The organism is Acutalibacter sp., from assembly GCF_056800975.1.
The window spans coordinates 13,109-28,005 of sequence record NZ_JBQISV010000005.1; the positions used below are offsets into that span (position 1 = coordinate 13,109).

Sequence of the window (14,897 nt, forward strand, 5' to 3'; positions counted from 1 at the left end):
TCACGCCTCCTTTCCGGCCTTTTCCCGGCTCTCCATAACAAACGCCCTGCGGATGCTCTCGCTGCCAAAGCGCTGCCGTACCTGGTCCATAGTGGCCTCCAGCTTTTCCTGGCGGCGCAGGTCGCCGGCTGTGTCAAACAGGCTCAGCTGGGCCCCAGAGGCTGGGGTCAGCCGCCCGGCCCGCACCCCCAGCAGCCGCACCTGCCACTTTTTGTTCTCCCGCCGGTACAGGTCCAACGCCGCCTGATAAAGAGACCGGGAGTCGCATACCGGCGCGGCCAGCTGCCTTTGCCGCTGCAGCTCCTGAAAATCCCCGCTGCGCACTGTGAGCTGTACCTCCCCTGCCCGCAGGCCGTGCCGCCGCAGCTGGGCCCCCACTGTCTCAGAGAGCTGCAGCAGGGTGGCCCGCACATCCTCCTCCGTGGTGATGTCCCGGGGCAGAGTGGTGCTGGTGCCAATGCTCTTGGGCTCCTCCTCTGCCCCGGCGCTCTGCACAGGGGAATCGTCCAGCCCGTTGGCGTACAGCCACAGGGTCTCTCCCCGCCGGCCCATCAGCCGGGTGAGGGCAACCCGGTCCATGCGGGCAATGTCGCCAATGGTGTGCACGCCGTACTTTTGCAGGGTCTTTTCTGTAGAGGGGCCCACAAACAGCAGCTCTGAGCAGGGCAGGCCCCAGATGATGCTCTCCATCTCCTCCCGGCCAAACTCCGTGACCGCGTCGGGCTTTTTATAGTCGCTGCCCAGCTTGGCGAACACCTTGTTGTACGACACCCCAATGGACACGGTGAGCCCCAGCTCCTCCTTGATCCGGCGGCGGATGTCCTGGGCAATCTGCAGCCCGTCGCCAAACAGCCGCCCGCTGCCGTATACATCCAGCCAGCACTCGTCCAGGCTAAAGGCCTCTACCCGGTCGGTGTAGCTGGTGTAAATTTTCTTCGCCAGACGGGAGAACATGGCGTAGCGGTCGTGATGGGGCGGCAGCAGCCGCAGGCCCGGGCACTTGCGCATGGCCTGCCAGATGGGCTCTGCGGTCTTCACGCCTTTCTCCTTTGCCAGCTGGTTCTTCGCCAGAATAATGCCGTGGCGGCTCTCCTGGTCCCCGGCCACGGCCATAGGTACGTCCCGGTACTCGGGAGCGTAAAGGGTCTCCACCGAGGCGTAGAAGTTGTTCATGTCCACATGCAGAATGCCGTTTTTCAAGGAGCTCCCTTCCTTCCCTGTATGATGACGCTTTTATTATAGAACATGCGTTCGCGTTTGTCAAGGGAAAAGAGCGGGGATAACAGGCGGCAATATTTCCCTTTTATCACCCTAAAACCAGCCGTGGCTTCTGGGGCTATGACTGGTGCCATTTTCCCGGCGAATCAGTATAACATTTCATATTTAAAAAGAGTGGAGAAAAAGCGTCCCCGCGTTAACTATACAGCAGCAAACAGGACGCTCGCCCCCTTGCTCCGCAAGGGGTAGAAGGCTTGCTCCGCAAACCTTCCCCAGCCGCGCAAAGGCCGCGCGTTTGCGCTCGCTGGCCAGAAGGAAGAACCAAAGCCTGTCACCCCCCCTACTTACCGCCAGCAATATGGCCCCCAGCTTGACCTCGCACGGCTCCTCCAACATAAAACAGGGCCGACACGCCAAAGGCGCGCCAGCCCCCTTTTTATGCTCTCATCCAAATTCAGTGCCTCAGGGCAGCTGCACCGCCCTGGAATCATACCCAGCCAGCTCCGCCGCCGAAACCGCCTCGCCGCTTACCAGGTCCACACAGCCCTCGGGCAGAGAGATGCTCTGCGGCTTGCCGCTGAAGTTCTGCAGGAACACATACTTTGCCCCGTCCTTCTCCCGCAGGCAGGCCTCCACGCCCTCCGGCAGGGTCTGGGGCAGGGCCCGTTTAACATTCAGCTCCTCCGCCAGCCTGGCGTAAAGGTCCTGGTAAAAGCCAGCCCCGGCCCGGGCCGCCAGATAGTAGGCCCTGCCCTGGCCATAGGCGTTCACTGTCAGCGCGGGCTCGCCCTGGTAGAAGTCTCTGCCATAGACCCCCAGCACCTGGGCGCCCTCGCTGTGAATCAGCGCGCACAGTTCGCTGACCGGGTACTCTTTGCCGTCCACCTTTATGCTGTTCCGCTCCCCGTCCCACAGGCCGTCGGTGGTCTCGTGCCAAATGCCGAACACCTCCCGCAGGCCCTCGCCGGGCCAGCCGCCCAGATGGCACAGGTCGTTTTCGTTTACCAGCCCGGTGTGGTAGGTGCCAATCAGCGTACCGCCGTCCTGGACAAAGGCCTTCAGCTTCTCCGCAAAGCCTGCCCGCAGCAGGTAGAGCATGGGGGCGACCACCAGCTTATAGCCGCTGATCTCGCACTCCTCGTCCACAATGTCCACCGGCACACCCATGCGCCACAAAGCCCGATAATGGTCCCGCACGTCCTCCGCGTAGTGAATGCCGCAGTTCCGGGGCCCGGCGGCGTTTTCCACGGCCCAGCGGTTCTCTGTGTCAAACACCAGAGCCACATCCGGCTTTACCTCTGACCCGCACACAGCCTGGTCCAGCTGCTGCAGCCTGCGGCCCACAGACTCCACATCCTGGAACTCCCGGGTGCCGCTGTGCCCGCAGTGGTCAATAACAGCCCCATGAAATTTCTCCTGAGCTCCCCGGCTCTTTCTCAGCTGAAAATACTGCACCGAGTCTGACCCATGCCCCACTGCCTGCATACTGGATGCCAGGTGCATGCCCGGGCGCTTGAGACGGGAGACCGGCCCCCAGTTGATGGCGCTGGGGGTGGACTCCATCAGCAGGAAGGGCTGCTTTTTCAGGGAGCGCATCACGTCGTGCCACAGGGCAAAGTCCGCTGCCGTGGCAATGTCCTCCTCCGTGCCCTTCCACTGGGGGTAGGCGTCCCAGGATACCACATCCAGCACGTCCTTGAACTTGAAATAGTTGTAATAGTAGAAATCGTACATCAGATTGGCAGTGACAGGGATCGAGGGGTCCACAGCCTTCACCGCGTCCCGCTCCGCCCGGATAAAATCCGCCACCTGGTCGGTGACAAAACGCTTCCAGTCCAGGCTCAGGCCGTGGACCGGCTCGTTGCCCCAGAGGCTGCGGGGCGCGGGAGCGTGAATCTCCTCCCAGCTGTTAAAGGTCTGGCTCCAAAAGTCTGTCCACCACTGCTTGTTGAGAGCATCCAGACTGCCATACTTGTTTTTGAGCCATTGACGAAAGGCCTGCTGGCACAGCTCGCACCGGCACTCGCCCCCATACTCGTTGGAGAGGTGCCACAAAATCACCCCGGGGTGCTTGGCAAAGCGTTGGGCCAGAACCGTGTTGATGGCCCGCACCCTCTCCCGGTACACAGGCGAGGTGTAGCAGTGGTTATGCCGTCCTCCGGAGAGGTCCCGCTGGCCTGTGGCAGAGACCCGGCGAATCTCCGGGTATTTCTCACTCATCCACCGGGGCTTGGCTCCCGAGGGAGTGGCAAGCACAGTGTAAATACCGTTTTCATACAGTCTTTGAATGATCTCCTCCAACCAGTCCAGCTGGTAGACGCCCTCCTGGGGCTCCAGCCTGGCCCAGGCAAAAATGGCCAGCGAAACGCAGTTGATGTGGGCCTCCTTCATCAGCTGAATATCCTTTTCCAGGATGTCGGGACAGTCCAGCCACTGGTCGGGGTTATAGTCGCCGCCGTGGAGGAGGTGGGGAAAGCGCGGGGTCAGGGAAGTCATAAGAGAGCTCCTTTCAAAATAAGATGGTAAGCCCATTGTACTCTCTTTGGGGCAGAAGGTCAAGGGCCTACGGGAATGGAAAGGAGACAGCTCGGTCCGCCTTGGGAAAGGAGCCGCGCTGTTGCCTGCCCCTGGTACAAATATACTCCAAGCCCATGCTGTACGCATAGCTGGAAGGGAAGGCTTTTTGTTCTGCATTGACACTCCGAAAACCGAAGGCTGGCCTTTCTCCTCTTCCCGGTCTGTGCCGTCTTTTAAGGCCAAAACCGCCTCCTGCAATGGGAGTGTCCTGTCGCGTATTTCATTTAACGCACGGCCAGAGGACCTTTCAGAGGCAAGCCAGCGTGTCCTCCCGTCTCTCCCAGGGCTCCGGTACTTCCGCAGAGTAGGCGGATGATATCCGCCCCTACATTAAAATCTGCGAAAGCCCTCCTGCAATCAGGCGCACAAGGGGTACTCCCTAAGAACCGGCCAGCCTCTGCCTCGCACTGTCAGTCCTTTTCATCCGGCAGCACATCCAGCTCCATCACAAACCCGCTGGCTCTGTCGCAGGCCTGCCACAGAGGATGTCCGTTCCCATTGGGGTCCCCGGTCTTCATGAAATTCGTCCAGTAGTCCAGCATTCTCTCGCTGAGGGCCCGGTCTCCCTCTGTCCAGAGCCTCCAGCACCGGTCCAGGGTGCCCATCATGTACCACAGCTCTGCCGAGTGCCAGGCCCCCTGACTGTCGCCGGGCAGGTCCCGGGTAAAGTGGTACACATAGGCGGGCTTGCGGCCCAGCTCCTCCAGCTTGTGGCTGAAGGCCACGCTGCCTGTGTACAGCGGCGCTTTCCGTTTGTCTGTCAGCTCCGGCGGGGCCATAATGTCGTTTTTGGTGCAGCCCAGCATATAGGGAATGGGATGGAGCTTCCCCTGGTCCATCAGCTGGTAATAGCCGCCGGTAAGAAGCCGCCCGTCTATGCCCGGGGTGAGGAACAGCCCCTTTGCCTGAGGCATGACCCTCTCAAAGAAGGGCCCCATTGCCTCAAAGACCTCCTTTGCGGACTTGGCCCGCATTTCTTCCAGACTGCGGACGCCCAGTGCCTCCGGAAAGGCCCCGCCCAGCTCCTCCTGTTGAGAGAGGCTCAGGTCCCGGTGCAGGCCCGTGCCATAGGAGCCGCCGCTCTGCAAAATGGCTTTGGCGATTTTCCCCTCTGTCAGGGGAGAGGAGGCCAGGGTCTGGGCGCTCATAGCCCCCGCGCTCTGGCCAAAGACCGTGATGTTGTGGGGGTCGCCCCCAAAGCCCGCAATGTTCTCATAAACCCAGTTCAGGGCGGCAATCTGGTCTAGGCTGCCATAGTTGCCAGAAAAGCCGCTCTCTGCGGTAAGCCAAGGGTGGGCCAGGTAGCCGAACACATTGCACCGGTACTCCACGCTGACAAAAATAACCCCCCGCCTGCAATAAGCTGCGCCGTCAAACTCCTTCTCGGTGGCCCAGCCGCCCAAAAAGGCCCCGCCGTGGACCCAGAAGGCCACCGGGCAGTTTTCCCCATGTTTTGGGGTCCAGATGTGCAAATAAAGACAGTCCTCGCTCATGGGCCGGTCAAAAGAGGGGTCGTCATAAAAATCCTTGTCCCAGGGCGGGCTTGAGCCCTGGGCCTGCATACATTTGTTGCGGAAGTTTAGAGCCTCATACACCCCCTCGAACCGGTCAGGGGGCTGGGGGGCTCGCCAGCGCAGTTCCCCCACCGGCGGCGCGGCATAGGGAATGCCCCGGTATTCCAGGTAGTCCCCCTTGTCCACACCAGTAATCTTGCCGTACCTTGTTTCAACCATATTGGTCCCTCCTTGTTGAAATTTTGAGAAGCTTATAAAAGGTCTGGCGGCAAAAGACCTCCCCGCGCTGCGGGGGCCTTTTGGGCGGCTGACTGCCAACGTCCTCTACGCTTCCAGAGCTTGCTTGAAAATACAGGGAATCACGGATTTTGTACCCTCAACGGTCTGCTTCCAGGAGAAAACCGTTAGCCGCTGATGGACAAAAGGCGGTGCTCCCGCTTTTTCTGACCAGCCCGAGAGCCTGCTTTATAACCGGAGAAATGCTGGTCTTTTGTCCAGAAACGAGTGATTTCAAGGAAAAAACCGCCGCCTTTCCAGGCTTTTTGACGCCGAAACCACCATTTTCTGGTCAAAACAGACCGTATTTCGGAGCCTTCAAGCAGCCCCTAAGCCCCCTCTGTCATTTTTTTCGCCCGGTGAATCCATTTGCCGCTTTTCAGCCGGAACACCAGCCACACGGATTTGATGATAAAGTCAATGCGCAGGGCAATCAGCACCAAAGCGGCGGGCAGGTGCAGCACCAGCCCCGCCAGAGCGCCCAGGGGGATGGAGGCCACCCACTGAAAGATAATGTCCGCCACCATGAGGAACTTGGTGTCTCCGCCGCCCCGGAGAATGCCTTTGGACAGAGCGCTCTGCACGGCCTGAAAGAACACGATGATGGCGCTGGCCTGCATCATGTAAACCGTGAGCTCTACAGTAGAGGGAGCAATCTCATACAGGCCGATGGACCACTCTCCCAGCACCAGCACCAGAATGCCCCCAAAAATACCAATGGCCACAGACAGAATCAGGAAGGTCCAGCCCTCCTTTTGGGCGCGTTCAAACTCGCCCTCTCCCACGGTCTGGCCAATCACCACCCCGGCGGCGCTGGTGGCCCCCTGAATAGCCACAGTGGCCATCCGGTCCATTACCGTGACAATGGCATAGGCAGAGACAATCTCCTTGCCCATATGCCCCAGTATGACGGAGGTAATGCTGGCCGCCAGAGCCAGAAGGGAGTCGGAGACAATAGCGGGCATGCCCAGCCGCCGGAACTCGCTGAGCAGGGCCTTGCCGGGCAGCCTCAGCAGCCCCCGCAGCTGGTATTGCAGCACCTTCTCATACTTCAGCAGGTAGATGGCGCAGAACAGAAGCTCCACCGCCCGGGCAATGAGGGTGCCCACCGCCGCCCCCATAACCCCCAGGGCCGGCGCGCCGAATTTACCGAAAATGAAAATGTAGTTGGCCCCAATGTTGACAATAAACGAGGCAATGGACACATAGAGCCCCAGCTTGGCGTTGCCAATGGAGCGCAGTACATTAGAGAGCACCAGGCTGATGCCGTGAGGCAGATAGATCAACGCCGTCACCCGCAAATACTGGGCCCCCAGCTCAATCACGTCCGCCTCTGTGGTAAAGATGCTCATGATCTGGGTGGGCAGCAGGAAGGTAATAATGGCGAAAACCGTGCCCCCCGCTATTACAATCTGCAATACCAGGTCAAACACCCGGCGGACGGTCTTCAGCTCTTTGGCGCCATAATACTGGCTGGAGAGCACCAGCCCCGCCGCGCTGATGCCCATACACAGAAAGACGAAAATATTGTAGAACTGATTGGCCAGACTGGAGGCGGAAATGGAGGCCTCCCCCAGCTTGCCCACCATAATGGTGTCCATCATGTTCACGCCCTGGTTGATGATGGACTGGCACACGATCGGGATCAGAATCAGGACCACCTTTTTATAAAAGCCCCTGTCCCTTACCCAGTATTTGTCGAACCACCGGCCCTTTGCTGCTGTCATAAATGTTTGTCTCCTCTCTGCCGGAAATCACACGGCCGCTTTATTTTTTCTCATATTAAGTATAAGGTCTGCGGGAGATAATTGCAAGAGCAACTTTTTTGACACCCTCCCCCAAACCCTGTCAAAAAGGGCAGACAGCCTAAACACAGGCAAAAGATTAGAGATTGTGTTAGAAAAATCGCTTGCGCAAGGGCTAAAATTATGGTATACTTTATAAAACATGACAGCGGGCAGCAGAACAGGGCTGTTCTGGGACAGAGCGTCCCCCTGCCGCGTCCCTGCCCTTCTGCGGACCGGAGGCTGCCGGGAGTGAAAAAATATTAGGAGGTATGCGAAATGGCATTGGAAACCGTCAGAACCAGCTATGGTCAGGTCAGGGGTGTTGTTGAGGAGAACGTGCTGCTTTTTAAGGGGGTTCCCTATGCCGCGCCTCCGGTGGGCAGGCTGCGCTGGCGGCCCCCCGAGGACCCCGCCCCCTGGGAGGGGGTCCGGGACTGCGCCGCCTACGGCCCCCGGCCGGTCCAGCCCACTCTGGGGGGCTGGTCTTTTGAGCCCTGGGCCTCTGACTTCTACTACATGGGTTTCCCTCCCTACAGTGAGGACTGTCTTTACCTGAATATTGCTACCTGCGCCCAAGGTCCGGAGGAGAAGCGGCCGGTGTATATGTGGTTCCACGGGGGCGGGCTGTCCACCGGCTATAGCTACGAGGTGGAGTTCAACCCCACCGTGCTGGCAAAGAAGGGCATTGTGGTGGTGTCGGTGGGCCAGCGGCTGAATGTGTTCGGCTACCTGTCCCTGCCCCAGCTCTCCGCAGAGCAGGGCGGCGTCAGCGGCAACTACGGGCTGATGGACCAGGTCAAGGCTCTGGACTGGGTGAGAGAGAACATTGCCGCCTTTGGGGGAGACCCGGACAATATCACCATTGGGGGCCAGTCCGGCGGCACCACCAAAACCGGGGCTCTGGCCAGGTGCCCCAAAGCGGCGGGCAAGGTCAGGCGGGTCATCAACCAAAGCTGCCTGAACTGGACCGGCCTCTACCCCACCATGTCTCAGGCGGAGGCTGAGGGCACGGCCTTCCTTCGCAGCCTGGGCTTCCCGGAGGACGTCTCTCTGGAGGAGCTGCGCGCTGCGGACAGAGAGCGGTTCAATGTGCCGGCCAGCCACCCGGTGCGAAAGCCCGGCAATATGGTGTTCGACGGCCAGTGGGTGCCGGAGCAGGATGCTGCGGTCAGCTTTGACCAGTACGCGGGCCGGCTGGACTATCTGGTGGGAGGCAACTATGGCGAGTGCGTGATGTCCAAGGGCTTTGAGCTGGGGGGCGCTCCCCTTCACACTGCGGCAGAATTCTACGCCAGAGCCAGAGAGGTGCTGGGCGAGGCGCTTTATAACAAGTACGACTTTGAAAACGCCTATCCTGTGGCGGACGGGGAGGCCAACGCCCTGTCAAAGCGGCTGGCGGCAGCGGGAATCACCGGCTTTGGGGGCAATATGAAAAACCTCTGCTTTGGCCAGTACCGGGCCCAAAAATTTCCGGAGGCGAAGACCTACAGCTATATTTTCTCCCATGTCACCCCCAGTGTGCCCGACGACAAGCGGAACCCCCTTCGGGACCCGGACCTGATGATGGCCTGGCACTCTGCCGAGTTGTGGTACACCTTTGCCTCTCTGCGGGTGGGAGAGAGCGGGGCCAGCAATGTGCCCCCGGTGCGCCCCTGGACAGAGTATGACGTGAAGCTGGCGGACCAGATGAGCAGCTACTGGGCCAACTTCATGAAGGGGGGAGACCCCAACGGCGAGGGCCTGCCCTATTGGCCCGCCTGCGGGGAGAATTACGGCTGGATCGATCTGGGTGACGAGATTGTCAGCCATGAAGGACTGGACAGCAGGGAGGACCAACTGCTGTATGAGTATGTGACAGCCCAGGAGGACCTGCCCAAGAAGTAGGGCTGTCCGCCGGACAGAGAGAAAGAGCCAACTGCTCCATCAGGCGGAGCGGTTGGCTCTTGACTGTTTTGAATTAGAACATGTTCCCATAAGCGTCTTTTTGACAGACTTTTACCATCTTCTGCGCCAAAAATCTGCGAAAAAGCATACTCAGGTTATGGGAACACGCCCTAGAAAATGCTTCCGGGACAGAGGCCGGGCTCCTCTGTCGTTTACTGCTTTTGCAGCTGCCGGTTGATGGCGCAGATAATGCCCTTGATGGAGGCAATGCTGATATTGCTGTCCGTCCCCACGCCAAACAGGGTTTCGCCGTCATGCTTCAGCTGAATATAGGACACTGCTTTGGAGTCGGCGCCGGTGGAAATGGCGTGCTCGCTGTAGGACACAAACTCGTAGTGGTCCAGCCCAATGGAGCCAATGGCGTTGAAGAAAGCGTCGATAGGCCCGTTGCCCTTGCCGGAAATGGCCTTGCTAACCCCGTCATGCCGCACCGTGCCCTCAAAGTCCACAATCACCCTTCCGTCGCCGCCGTCCTCCTCAAAGATCTTGTAGGTCAGCAGGTTATAGGGCTCGGCCACAGTGAGATATTCGGCGTTGAAAATATCAAACACCTCTTGAGGACTGATCTCCCGGCCTGCCTGGTCGCAGGCCTTTTTCACCAACTTCCCGAACTCAGGGTGCATGGCTTTGGGAAGAATGTAACCGAAATTCTGGTGCATGATAAAGGCCGCGCCCCCCTTGCCCGACTGGCTGTTGATGCGGATAATGGGCTCATACTGCCGCCCCAGGTCCGCCGGGTCAATGGGCAGATAGGGCACCTCCCAGTAGGGAGACTGCTCCTTCTGCATAAAGTTTACTCCCTTGTTGATGGCGTCCTGGTGGGAGCCGGAGAAGGCGGTGAATACCAGCTGGCCCGCATAGGGGTGCCGGGGGTGAACCTTCAGCTCGGTGCAGCGCTCATAGACCTCCCGGACATGGTTCATGTGGCTAAAGTCCAGCTCCGGGTCCACGCCCTGAGAGTACAGATTCATGGCCAGGTTCATAATGTCAGAGTTGCCGGTGCGCTCGCCATTGCCGAACAGAGTGCCCTCCACCCGGTCGGCCCCGGCCATTACCCCCAGCTCCGTGGCGGCAGTGGCAGTGCCCCGGTCGTTGTGGGGGTGCAGGCTGATGATGGCGCTGTCCCGGCGCTTCATATGGCGGCAGCAATATTCAATCTGGTCGGCATAGGTGTTGGGGGTAGACATCTCCACGGTGTTGGGCAGGTTGATGATTACCTTGTTCTCCGGGGTCGCGCCCAGCTCCTCCAACACCCGGTCGCAGATGAGCACCGCATTCTCCATCTCTGTGCCGGAGAAGCTCTCGGGAGAATACTCATATCGGATGTTGATATCGCTGTTAGCGGTAATTTCCTCGGTGAGCTGGCGGATGAGCTTAGCCCCCTCCACCGCAATGTCGATGACCCCCTGCATGTCCGTGTTGAACACCACCTTGCGCTGGAGGGTAGAGGTGGAGTTATAGAAGTGAACAATCACATTTTTGGCCCCGTCAATGGCCTCAAAGGTCTTGCGAATCAGATGCTCCCGGGCCTGGACCAGCACCTGGATGGTCACGTCCTCCGGAATACGGTTCTGGTCGATCAGAGCCCGAAGAATCTCATACTCTGTTTCAGAGGCGGAGGGGAAGCCCACCTCAATCTCCTTGAAGCCGATATCGCAGAGCATCTGGAAGAATTCCAGCTTCTGTTCCAGGTTCATAGGGTTGACCAGAGCCTGGTTGCCGTCCCGCAGGTCCACGCTGCACCAGACAGGGGCTTTGGTGATGGTCTTGTCCGGCCAGGTGCGGTCGGGCAGAGCAATGGGCTGAAAGGGCTTGTACTTTTTATAGCTGAGGTTCATGGGAATCTTTCCTTTCTATACTCAAAATGGATTTTACCAAGAAAAAAATAAAGTGAATGAACCTGCAAAAAGCAAGAGGGGACGCTCGCAGCCACGCCCCTGTCGGCGCGCGGCTTTGACCCTTTTGCTCCGCAAAATGGCCGGCAGACGCGCAAGCGCGCCTGCGCTCGCTGCTATGGCTTCACCGCCGTAAAGAACAGCCTGGGAAACCGGAAAATTATCTCGCCGTTTTCCTGCACCGGGTAGGCCTCCTTCACCTGCCGGAAGACCTCCTCATAAAAGCCCTGCCGGGCATCCTCGTCTACCGCAGCCTCCAAATAGGGCCGCAGCCCGGTGGAGCTGTACCAGTCCATTATGGCCTGATGGCTGGGCAGCCGGTGCATGTATACAGTCTCCCACATGGTAAAGTCCCGGGCACACCCGGCCAGCAGGTCAAAATACGCCTCTGCTGTCAGCGTGTAAAAGCTTCGGTGATAGGGGATGCGCTCCCGCCACTCCTCCTGCTCCACTGTGCGGGAGATGATCTGATGGATGGGTTCCTTGAAGTTGACCGGCACCTGCACCGCCAGCACGCCGCCGGGCTTCAGCAGGTCCAGCAGCCTGGGCAGCAGACAAGGGTGGTCCGGCACCCACTGAATGCAGGCGTTGGAGAACACCAGGTCAAAATCATGGGGCAGGCGGTCCAGCTCGCTGCTCACGTCGCACTGGATAAATTCCAGCTGAGGATGGGCCCGGTGCGCCGCCCTGACCATGCTGGCCGAGGCGTCCAGCCCCAGCACCTGGGCATGAGGGAAACGCTCCGCCACCACCTGGGTGCTGTTGCCGGGCCCGCAGCCCACGTCCAGGGCTTTTGCGGGGGACAGTTCCAGCCGGGCGGCCAGGTCGAGGGCAGGCTGCGTGCGTTCCTTTTTAAATTTGAGATACTGTTGGGGGTCCCAATCAGGCATGAAAAACCATCCTTTCCTCTGGTGTGCGGCCCAGCGGGCGCGGGAGGACTGCGGCATAAAAAAGCCCCGGCGCTTCCATAGTATGAAAGCATCCGGGGCGAAAATCCATACTTTTTGCAAAGACAGCGCACAAGCCGCTGGCTTTCGCAAAGTACAATTACCGCGGTACCACCCGTGTTCCGCGCCAGCTTACGCCAACGCGCTCAAAGCCTCTGACAAGGCCGGGCGTATAACGCCGCCACACGTCCCTGGCTTACTAAGGCCGCGCATTGCCGCACAGCACGGTTGGGCCGGGAGACTCGGGGATCAGTATTCGCAGCCCGCCGCCTGTCTGCTCGCACCGCCCGCAGACTCTCTGAGAGGCATATCGCGCCGCCTTCTTCCCGTCACAGTCTTTCCTGATATTCTTACATTATATCGGACAGACAGAGATTTGTCAAGCCTGAATTTTCAGCAGTTTATGCCGATGGAATGGCCTCCGGCGGCTTCTTTGCCCCTGAGAACTCTACCACCATTGAAAGGGTGGACGAAACTTTTCTGAACGCTCCCGTAATTTCCCCGTCAGAGGGCGATAAATCTTCTTAACAAGCCGCCAGGTTAACAGCAAAAATTTCCTGCCCTCTGACGAAAAAGGTTCACCCCTATGCAATCCCTCACTATGAACACAGGGCTTAAGAGGGATATTCGGGGTGCGGTCCGACATGGACCGGATTTACCAGTTACCCTTTATGCGAAAGCCTGTTTTTTACCCACTGGTAACAATTGGCTCACCCCATACTGCACCAAAAGTCTGCTTGGAAACCAAAAAATGCTGGATTTTGGGCCAGGCACGAGTGGTTTCACGAGAAAAACTGGCATTTTTGCTTCCGAAACGTCGCTTTCTGATCAAAACAGACCGTATTCCGGAGTTTTCAAACAAGCTCTGAACTGCAAAAATGCGGCCATTGCAAAAGAGAAACAATCATTTTGATTGTTTCCTTGCGCGTTTTGCCCACGAGAGTGGTTCACTTGGGACTTTGTCAACAGACTCAGGGTTGGCGAAAATGCCACACGACCCATCGGTACTGTTCCTTTTGGCATCAGCGCACTTACCCGCATCTGGAAAAACAAAAACCGAGCTCCGCCTGTTGGCAGAACTCGGTCTGTGTGTCGTATTGGCTTACAGCTTAACGACGTTCACCGCACGCAGCTTCTCGCTGTTCTTGGGATCGGGCTCGGTCTCGAAGGTGACCTTCTGGCCCTCCTCCAAGGTCTTGAAGCCGTCAGCCTGGATGGCGGAGAAATGCACAAAAACGTCCTCGCCGCCCTCGTCGTTGGAAATGAATCCATAGCCCTTTTCTGCGTTGAACCACTTAACTGTACCGTTCATGTTCGGCACCTCCATAGAGAATGTTTCGCATCCCGCTAGCAGACCGGTTTCCCGGCCCCGGGTACTCCGGAGGTCCGGCGCTCCCCTGACTCAGACCTGCCTCTCTGCCATATAGCGCAAGGAACAGGCCCTTGGAAGAACTCACAGCTTGTGTAAATCATCAGACGCCCCATGACTTACAGAAACTGTGAGTACATTTCGTGCTATCAGAATACATGCTTAGTATAGCACCCATCAGAGGATTTGTCAAGGGGAATTCACCAAATTTCTCAGGCTTTGGATTATTTTACCGGCTCCGGCGTCCGGCCAAAGACCTCCATCACCGGCTGGCGCATCCAAAGGCTGGGGGTAATGCGCACCGAGTAGCCGAAGCCTGGGTCGCACAGCCAGTCCTGGGGCTGGCCCCGGGGCAGGCCATAGCCGGCCAGAATGGAGGTCATCACCCCTGCCGGGGCGGCCAGCACGGCCTCACCGATTCCCCGGCCCATCAGGTTCTCCACCAGCAGCTCAAAGCCCTTACATACCCGGGCAAAAAACACCTGGCCGCTCTCGCCGTTTGGGGGGACAGCCTGTCCGGCCAGCCACTGGGCAAAGCGGGGGTCACCCTTCAGGTCAGCGGCGGTTTTGTTCTCCCAGTCGCCAAAGTCGCACTCCGCCAGGTCCAGCACCACCTCGGGCTGGGCCTGGGGGTATAGAATTTTCAGGGTGTCCACACTGGCCACGGCAGGGCTGGCGCACAGGAGCTCAGCCTGGGGGTAAACATATTCCCGCTTGTAGCCGGCCAGCTGGGCCACGGCGCTCATGGCCAACGGGGACTGGGTGCGGCCGATATAGCGGCCCTCCAGAGTGCCCTGGCTGGGCATGGCGCGAAGCATATGGATGATGTAGGATTTCATGGCGGGCCTCCTTTTTCCCTTATTATAGCGGAAATGAGACTGGGTTGCAAGCCCGGCAGTTATAGAAATCAAACGGTGCGGGACAGATTTTCCTGTGGGCATGGGTTTGGGGAAGCAAAAGCCTCCCCTTTGGCCCTCGGACATACCCTGGGCCTGAAAGGAGAGGCTTTCTGCTCTGTTTTTAACGCTCTAAAAAGGGTCGCTCGGAAGCTTTTGCTCCGCAAACCTTCCGCAGCCGCAAAGGGCCCGCGTCTGCGCTCGCTGGGCCCTTTCGTTCTGTTTCAGCCGGCAGCGAGAGGGACGCTGGTCTTCCTGCGGTCGACCGCGCTCCGACTTGCCTTCGGCCAGTCGACGGCGGCGCAGCCTTACCCCGTCCCAAACTGTGTTGTGGGAGCAAACTCGTACCTCGCGCTTTTGTTTTCTGCGCCGCCGTTTTAAGGTCAAGGTCAAGACCTTGGGGACTCTGTCCCCAAACCTCTGCCACCTTTGTAAAGGTGGACGAAACTTTTTATTCGCGCACCCTTGTTCTTC

The 14,897-nt window shown here is 58.8% G+C and carries 9 protein-coding genes; 1 reads left to right on the forward strand and 8 read right to left on the reverse strand.

Annotation, left to right across the window (positions count from 1 at the left end; all coding sequences use genetic code 11):
- The 4 genes from dinB to ACTO5E_RS01235 form a co-directional block, all read right to left on the reverse strand.
- Complete coding sequence (gene dinB, locus ACTO5E_RS01220; RefSeq protein WP_482300853.1) at positions 1-1,200, reverse strand: DNA polymerase IV; 1,200 nt, start codon at positions 1,198-1,200, stop codon at positions 1-3.
- A 480-nt stretch (positions 1,201-1,680) separates the two neighbouring features.
- Positions 1,681-3,714: a beta-galactosidase gene (locus ACTO5E_RS01225; protein WP_482300854.1), complete on the reverse strand. Its 2,034-nt coding sequence runs from the start codon at positions 3,712-3,714 to the stop codon at positions 1,681-1,683.
- A 491-nt stretch (positions 3,715-4,205) separates the two neighbouring features.
- Positions 4,206-5,528 carry a carboxylesterase/lipase family protein gene (locus tag ACTO5E_RS01230; RefSeq protein ID WP_482300856.1) on the reverse strand — a complete coding sequence of 441 codons (1,323 nt, stop codon included), beginning with the start codon at positions 5,526-5,528 and terminating at the stop codon, positions 4,206-4,208.
- A gap of 386 nt (positions 5,529-5,914) precedes the next feature.
- Positions 5,915-7,312, reverse strand: coding sequence for an MATE family efflux transporter (locus ACTO5E_RS01235; protein WP_482300858.1), 1,398 nt, complete (start codon positions 7,310-7,312; stop codon positions 5,915-5,917).
- A 336-nt stretch (positions 7,313-7,648) separates the two neighbouring features.
- Between ACTO5E_RS01235 and ACTO5E_RS01240 the strand changes: the two genes are divergently transcribed.
- Positions 7,649-9,256, forward strand: coding sequence for a carboxylesterase/lipase family protein (locus tag ACTO5E_RS01240; RefSeq protein WP_482300860.1), 1,608 nt, complete (start codon positions 7,649-7,651; stop codon positions 9,254-9,256).
- Positions 9,257-9,468: 212 nt separating this feature from the next.
- Here the strand turns inward: ACTO5E_RS01240 and leuA are convergent, their stop codons facing one another.
- The 4 genes from leuA to ACTO5E_RS01260 form a co-directional block, all read right to left on the reverse strand.
- On the reverse strand, positions 9,469-11,154 hold the full coding sequence (leuA, locus tag ACTO5E_RS01245) for a 2-isopropylmalate synthase (protein ID WP_482300862.1): 1,686 nt from the start codon (positions 11,152-11,154) through the stop codon (positions 9,469-9,471).
- Positions 11,155-11,327: 173 nt separating this feature from the next.
- Positions 11,328-12,101, reverse strand: coding sequence for a methyltransferase domain-containing protein (locus tag ACTO5E_RS01250; RefSeq protein WP_482300864.1), 774 nt, complete (start codon positions 12,099-12,101; stop codon positions 11,328-11,330).
- A 1,159-nt stretch (positions 12,102-13,260) separates the two neighbouring features.
- Entirely contained in the window at positions 13,261-13,470 is a 210-nt protein-coding gene (locus tag ACTO5E_RS01255) for a cold-shock protein (RefSeq protein ID WP_120427046.1), read from the reverse strand.
- A gap of 281 nt (positions 13,471-13,751) precedes the next feature.
- Positions 13,752-14,366, reverse strand: coding sequence for a histidine phosphatase family protein (locus tag ACTO5E_RS01260; RefSeq protein ID WP_482300866.1), 615 nt, complete (start codon positions 14,364-14,366; stop codon positions 13,752-13,754).
- Positions 14,367-14,897: the final 531 nt, after the last annotated feature.

What these genes read in the sequence shown, in the direction of transcription:
- ACTO5E_RS01255 (WP_120427046.1), bottom strand. Translation starts at nt 13,470, where the DNA reads ATGAACGGTACAGTTAAGTGGTTCAACGCAGAAAAGGGCTATGGATTC.
- ACTO5E_RS01225 (WP_482300854.1), bottom strand. Translation starts at nt 3,714, where the DNA reads ATGACTTCCCTGACCCCGCGCTTTCCCCACCTCCTCCACGGCGGCGAC.
- ACTO5E_RS01240 (WP_482300860.1), top strand. Translation starts at nt 7,649, where the DNA reads ATGGCATTGGAAACCGTCAGAACCAGCTATGGTCAGGTCAGGGGTGTT.
- leuA (WP_482300862.1), bottom strand. Translation starts at nt 11,154, where the DNA reads ATGAACCTCAGCTATAAAAAGTACAAGCCCTTTCAGCCCATTGCTCTG.
- ACTO5E_RS01250 (WP_482300864.1), bottom strand. Translation starts at nt 12,101, where the DNA reads ATGCCTGATTGGGACCCCCAACAGTATCTCAAATTTAAAAAGGAACGC.
- ACTO5E_RS01230 (WP_482300856.1), bottom strand. Translation starts at nt 5,528, where the DNA reads ATGGTTGAAACAAGGTACGGCAAGATTACTGGTGTGGACAAGGGGGAC.
- ACTO5E_RS01260 (WP_482300866.1), bottom strand. Translation starts at nt 14,366, where the DNA reads ATGAAATCCTACATCATCCATATGCTTCGCGCCATGCCCAGCCAGGGC.
- ACTO5E_RS01235 (WP_482300858.1), bottom strand. Translation starts at nt 7,312, where the DNA reads ATGACAGCAGCAAAGGGCCGGTGGTTCGACAAATACTGGGTAAGGGAC.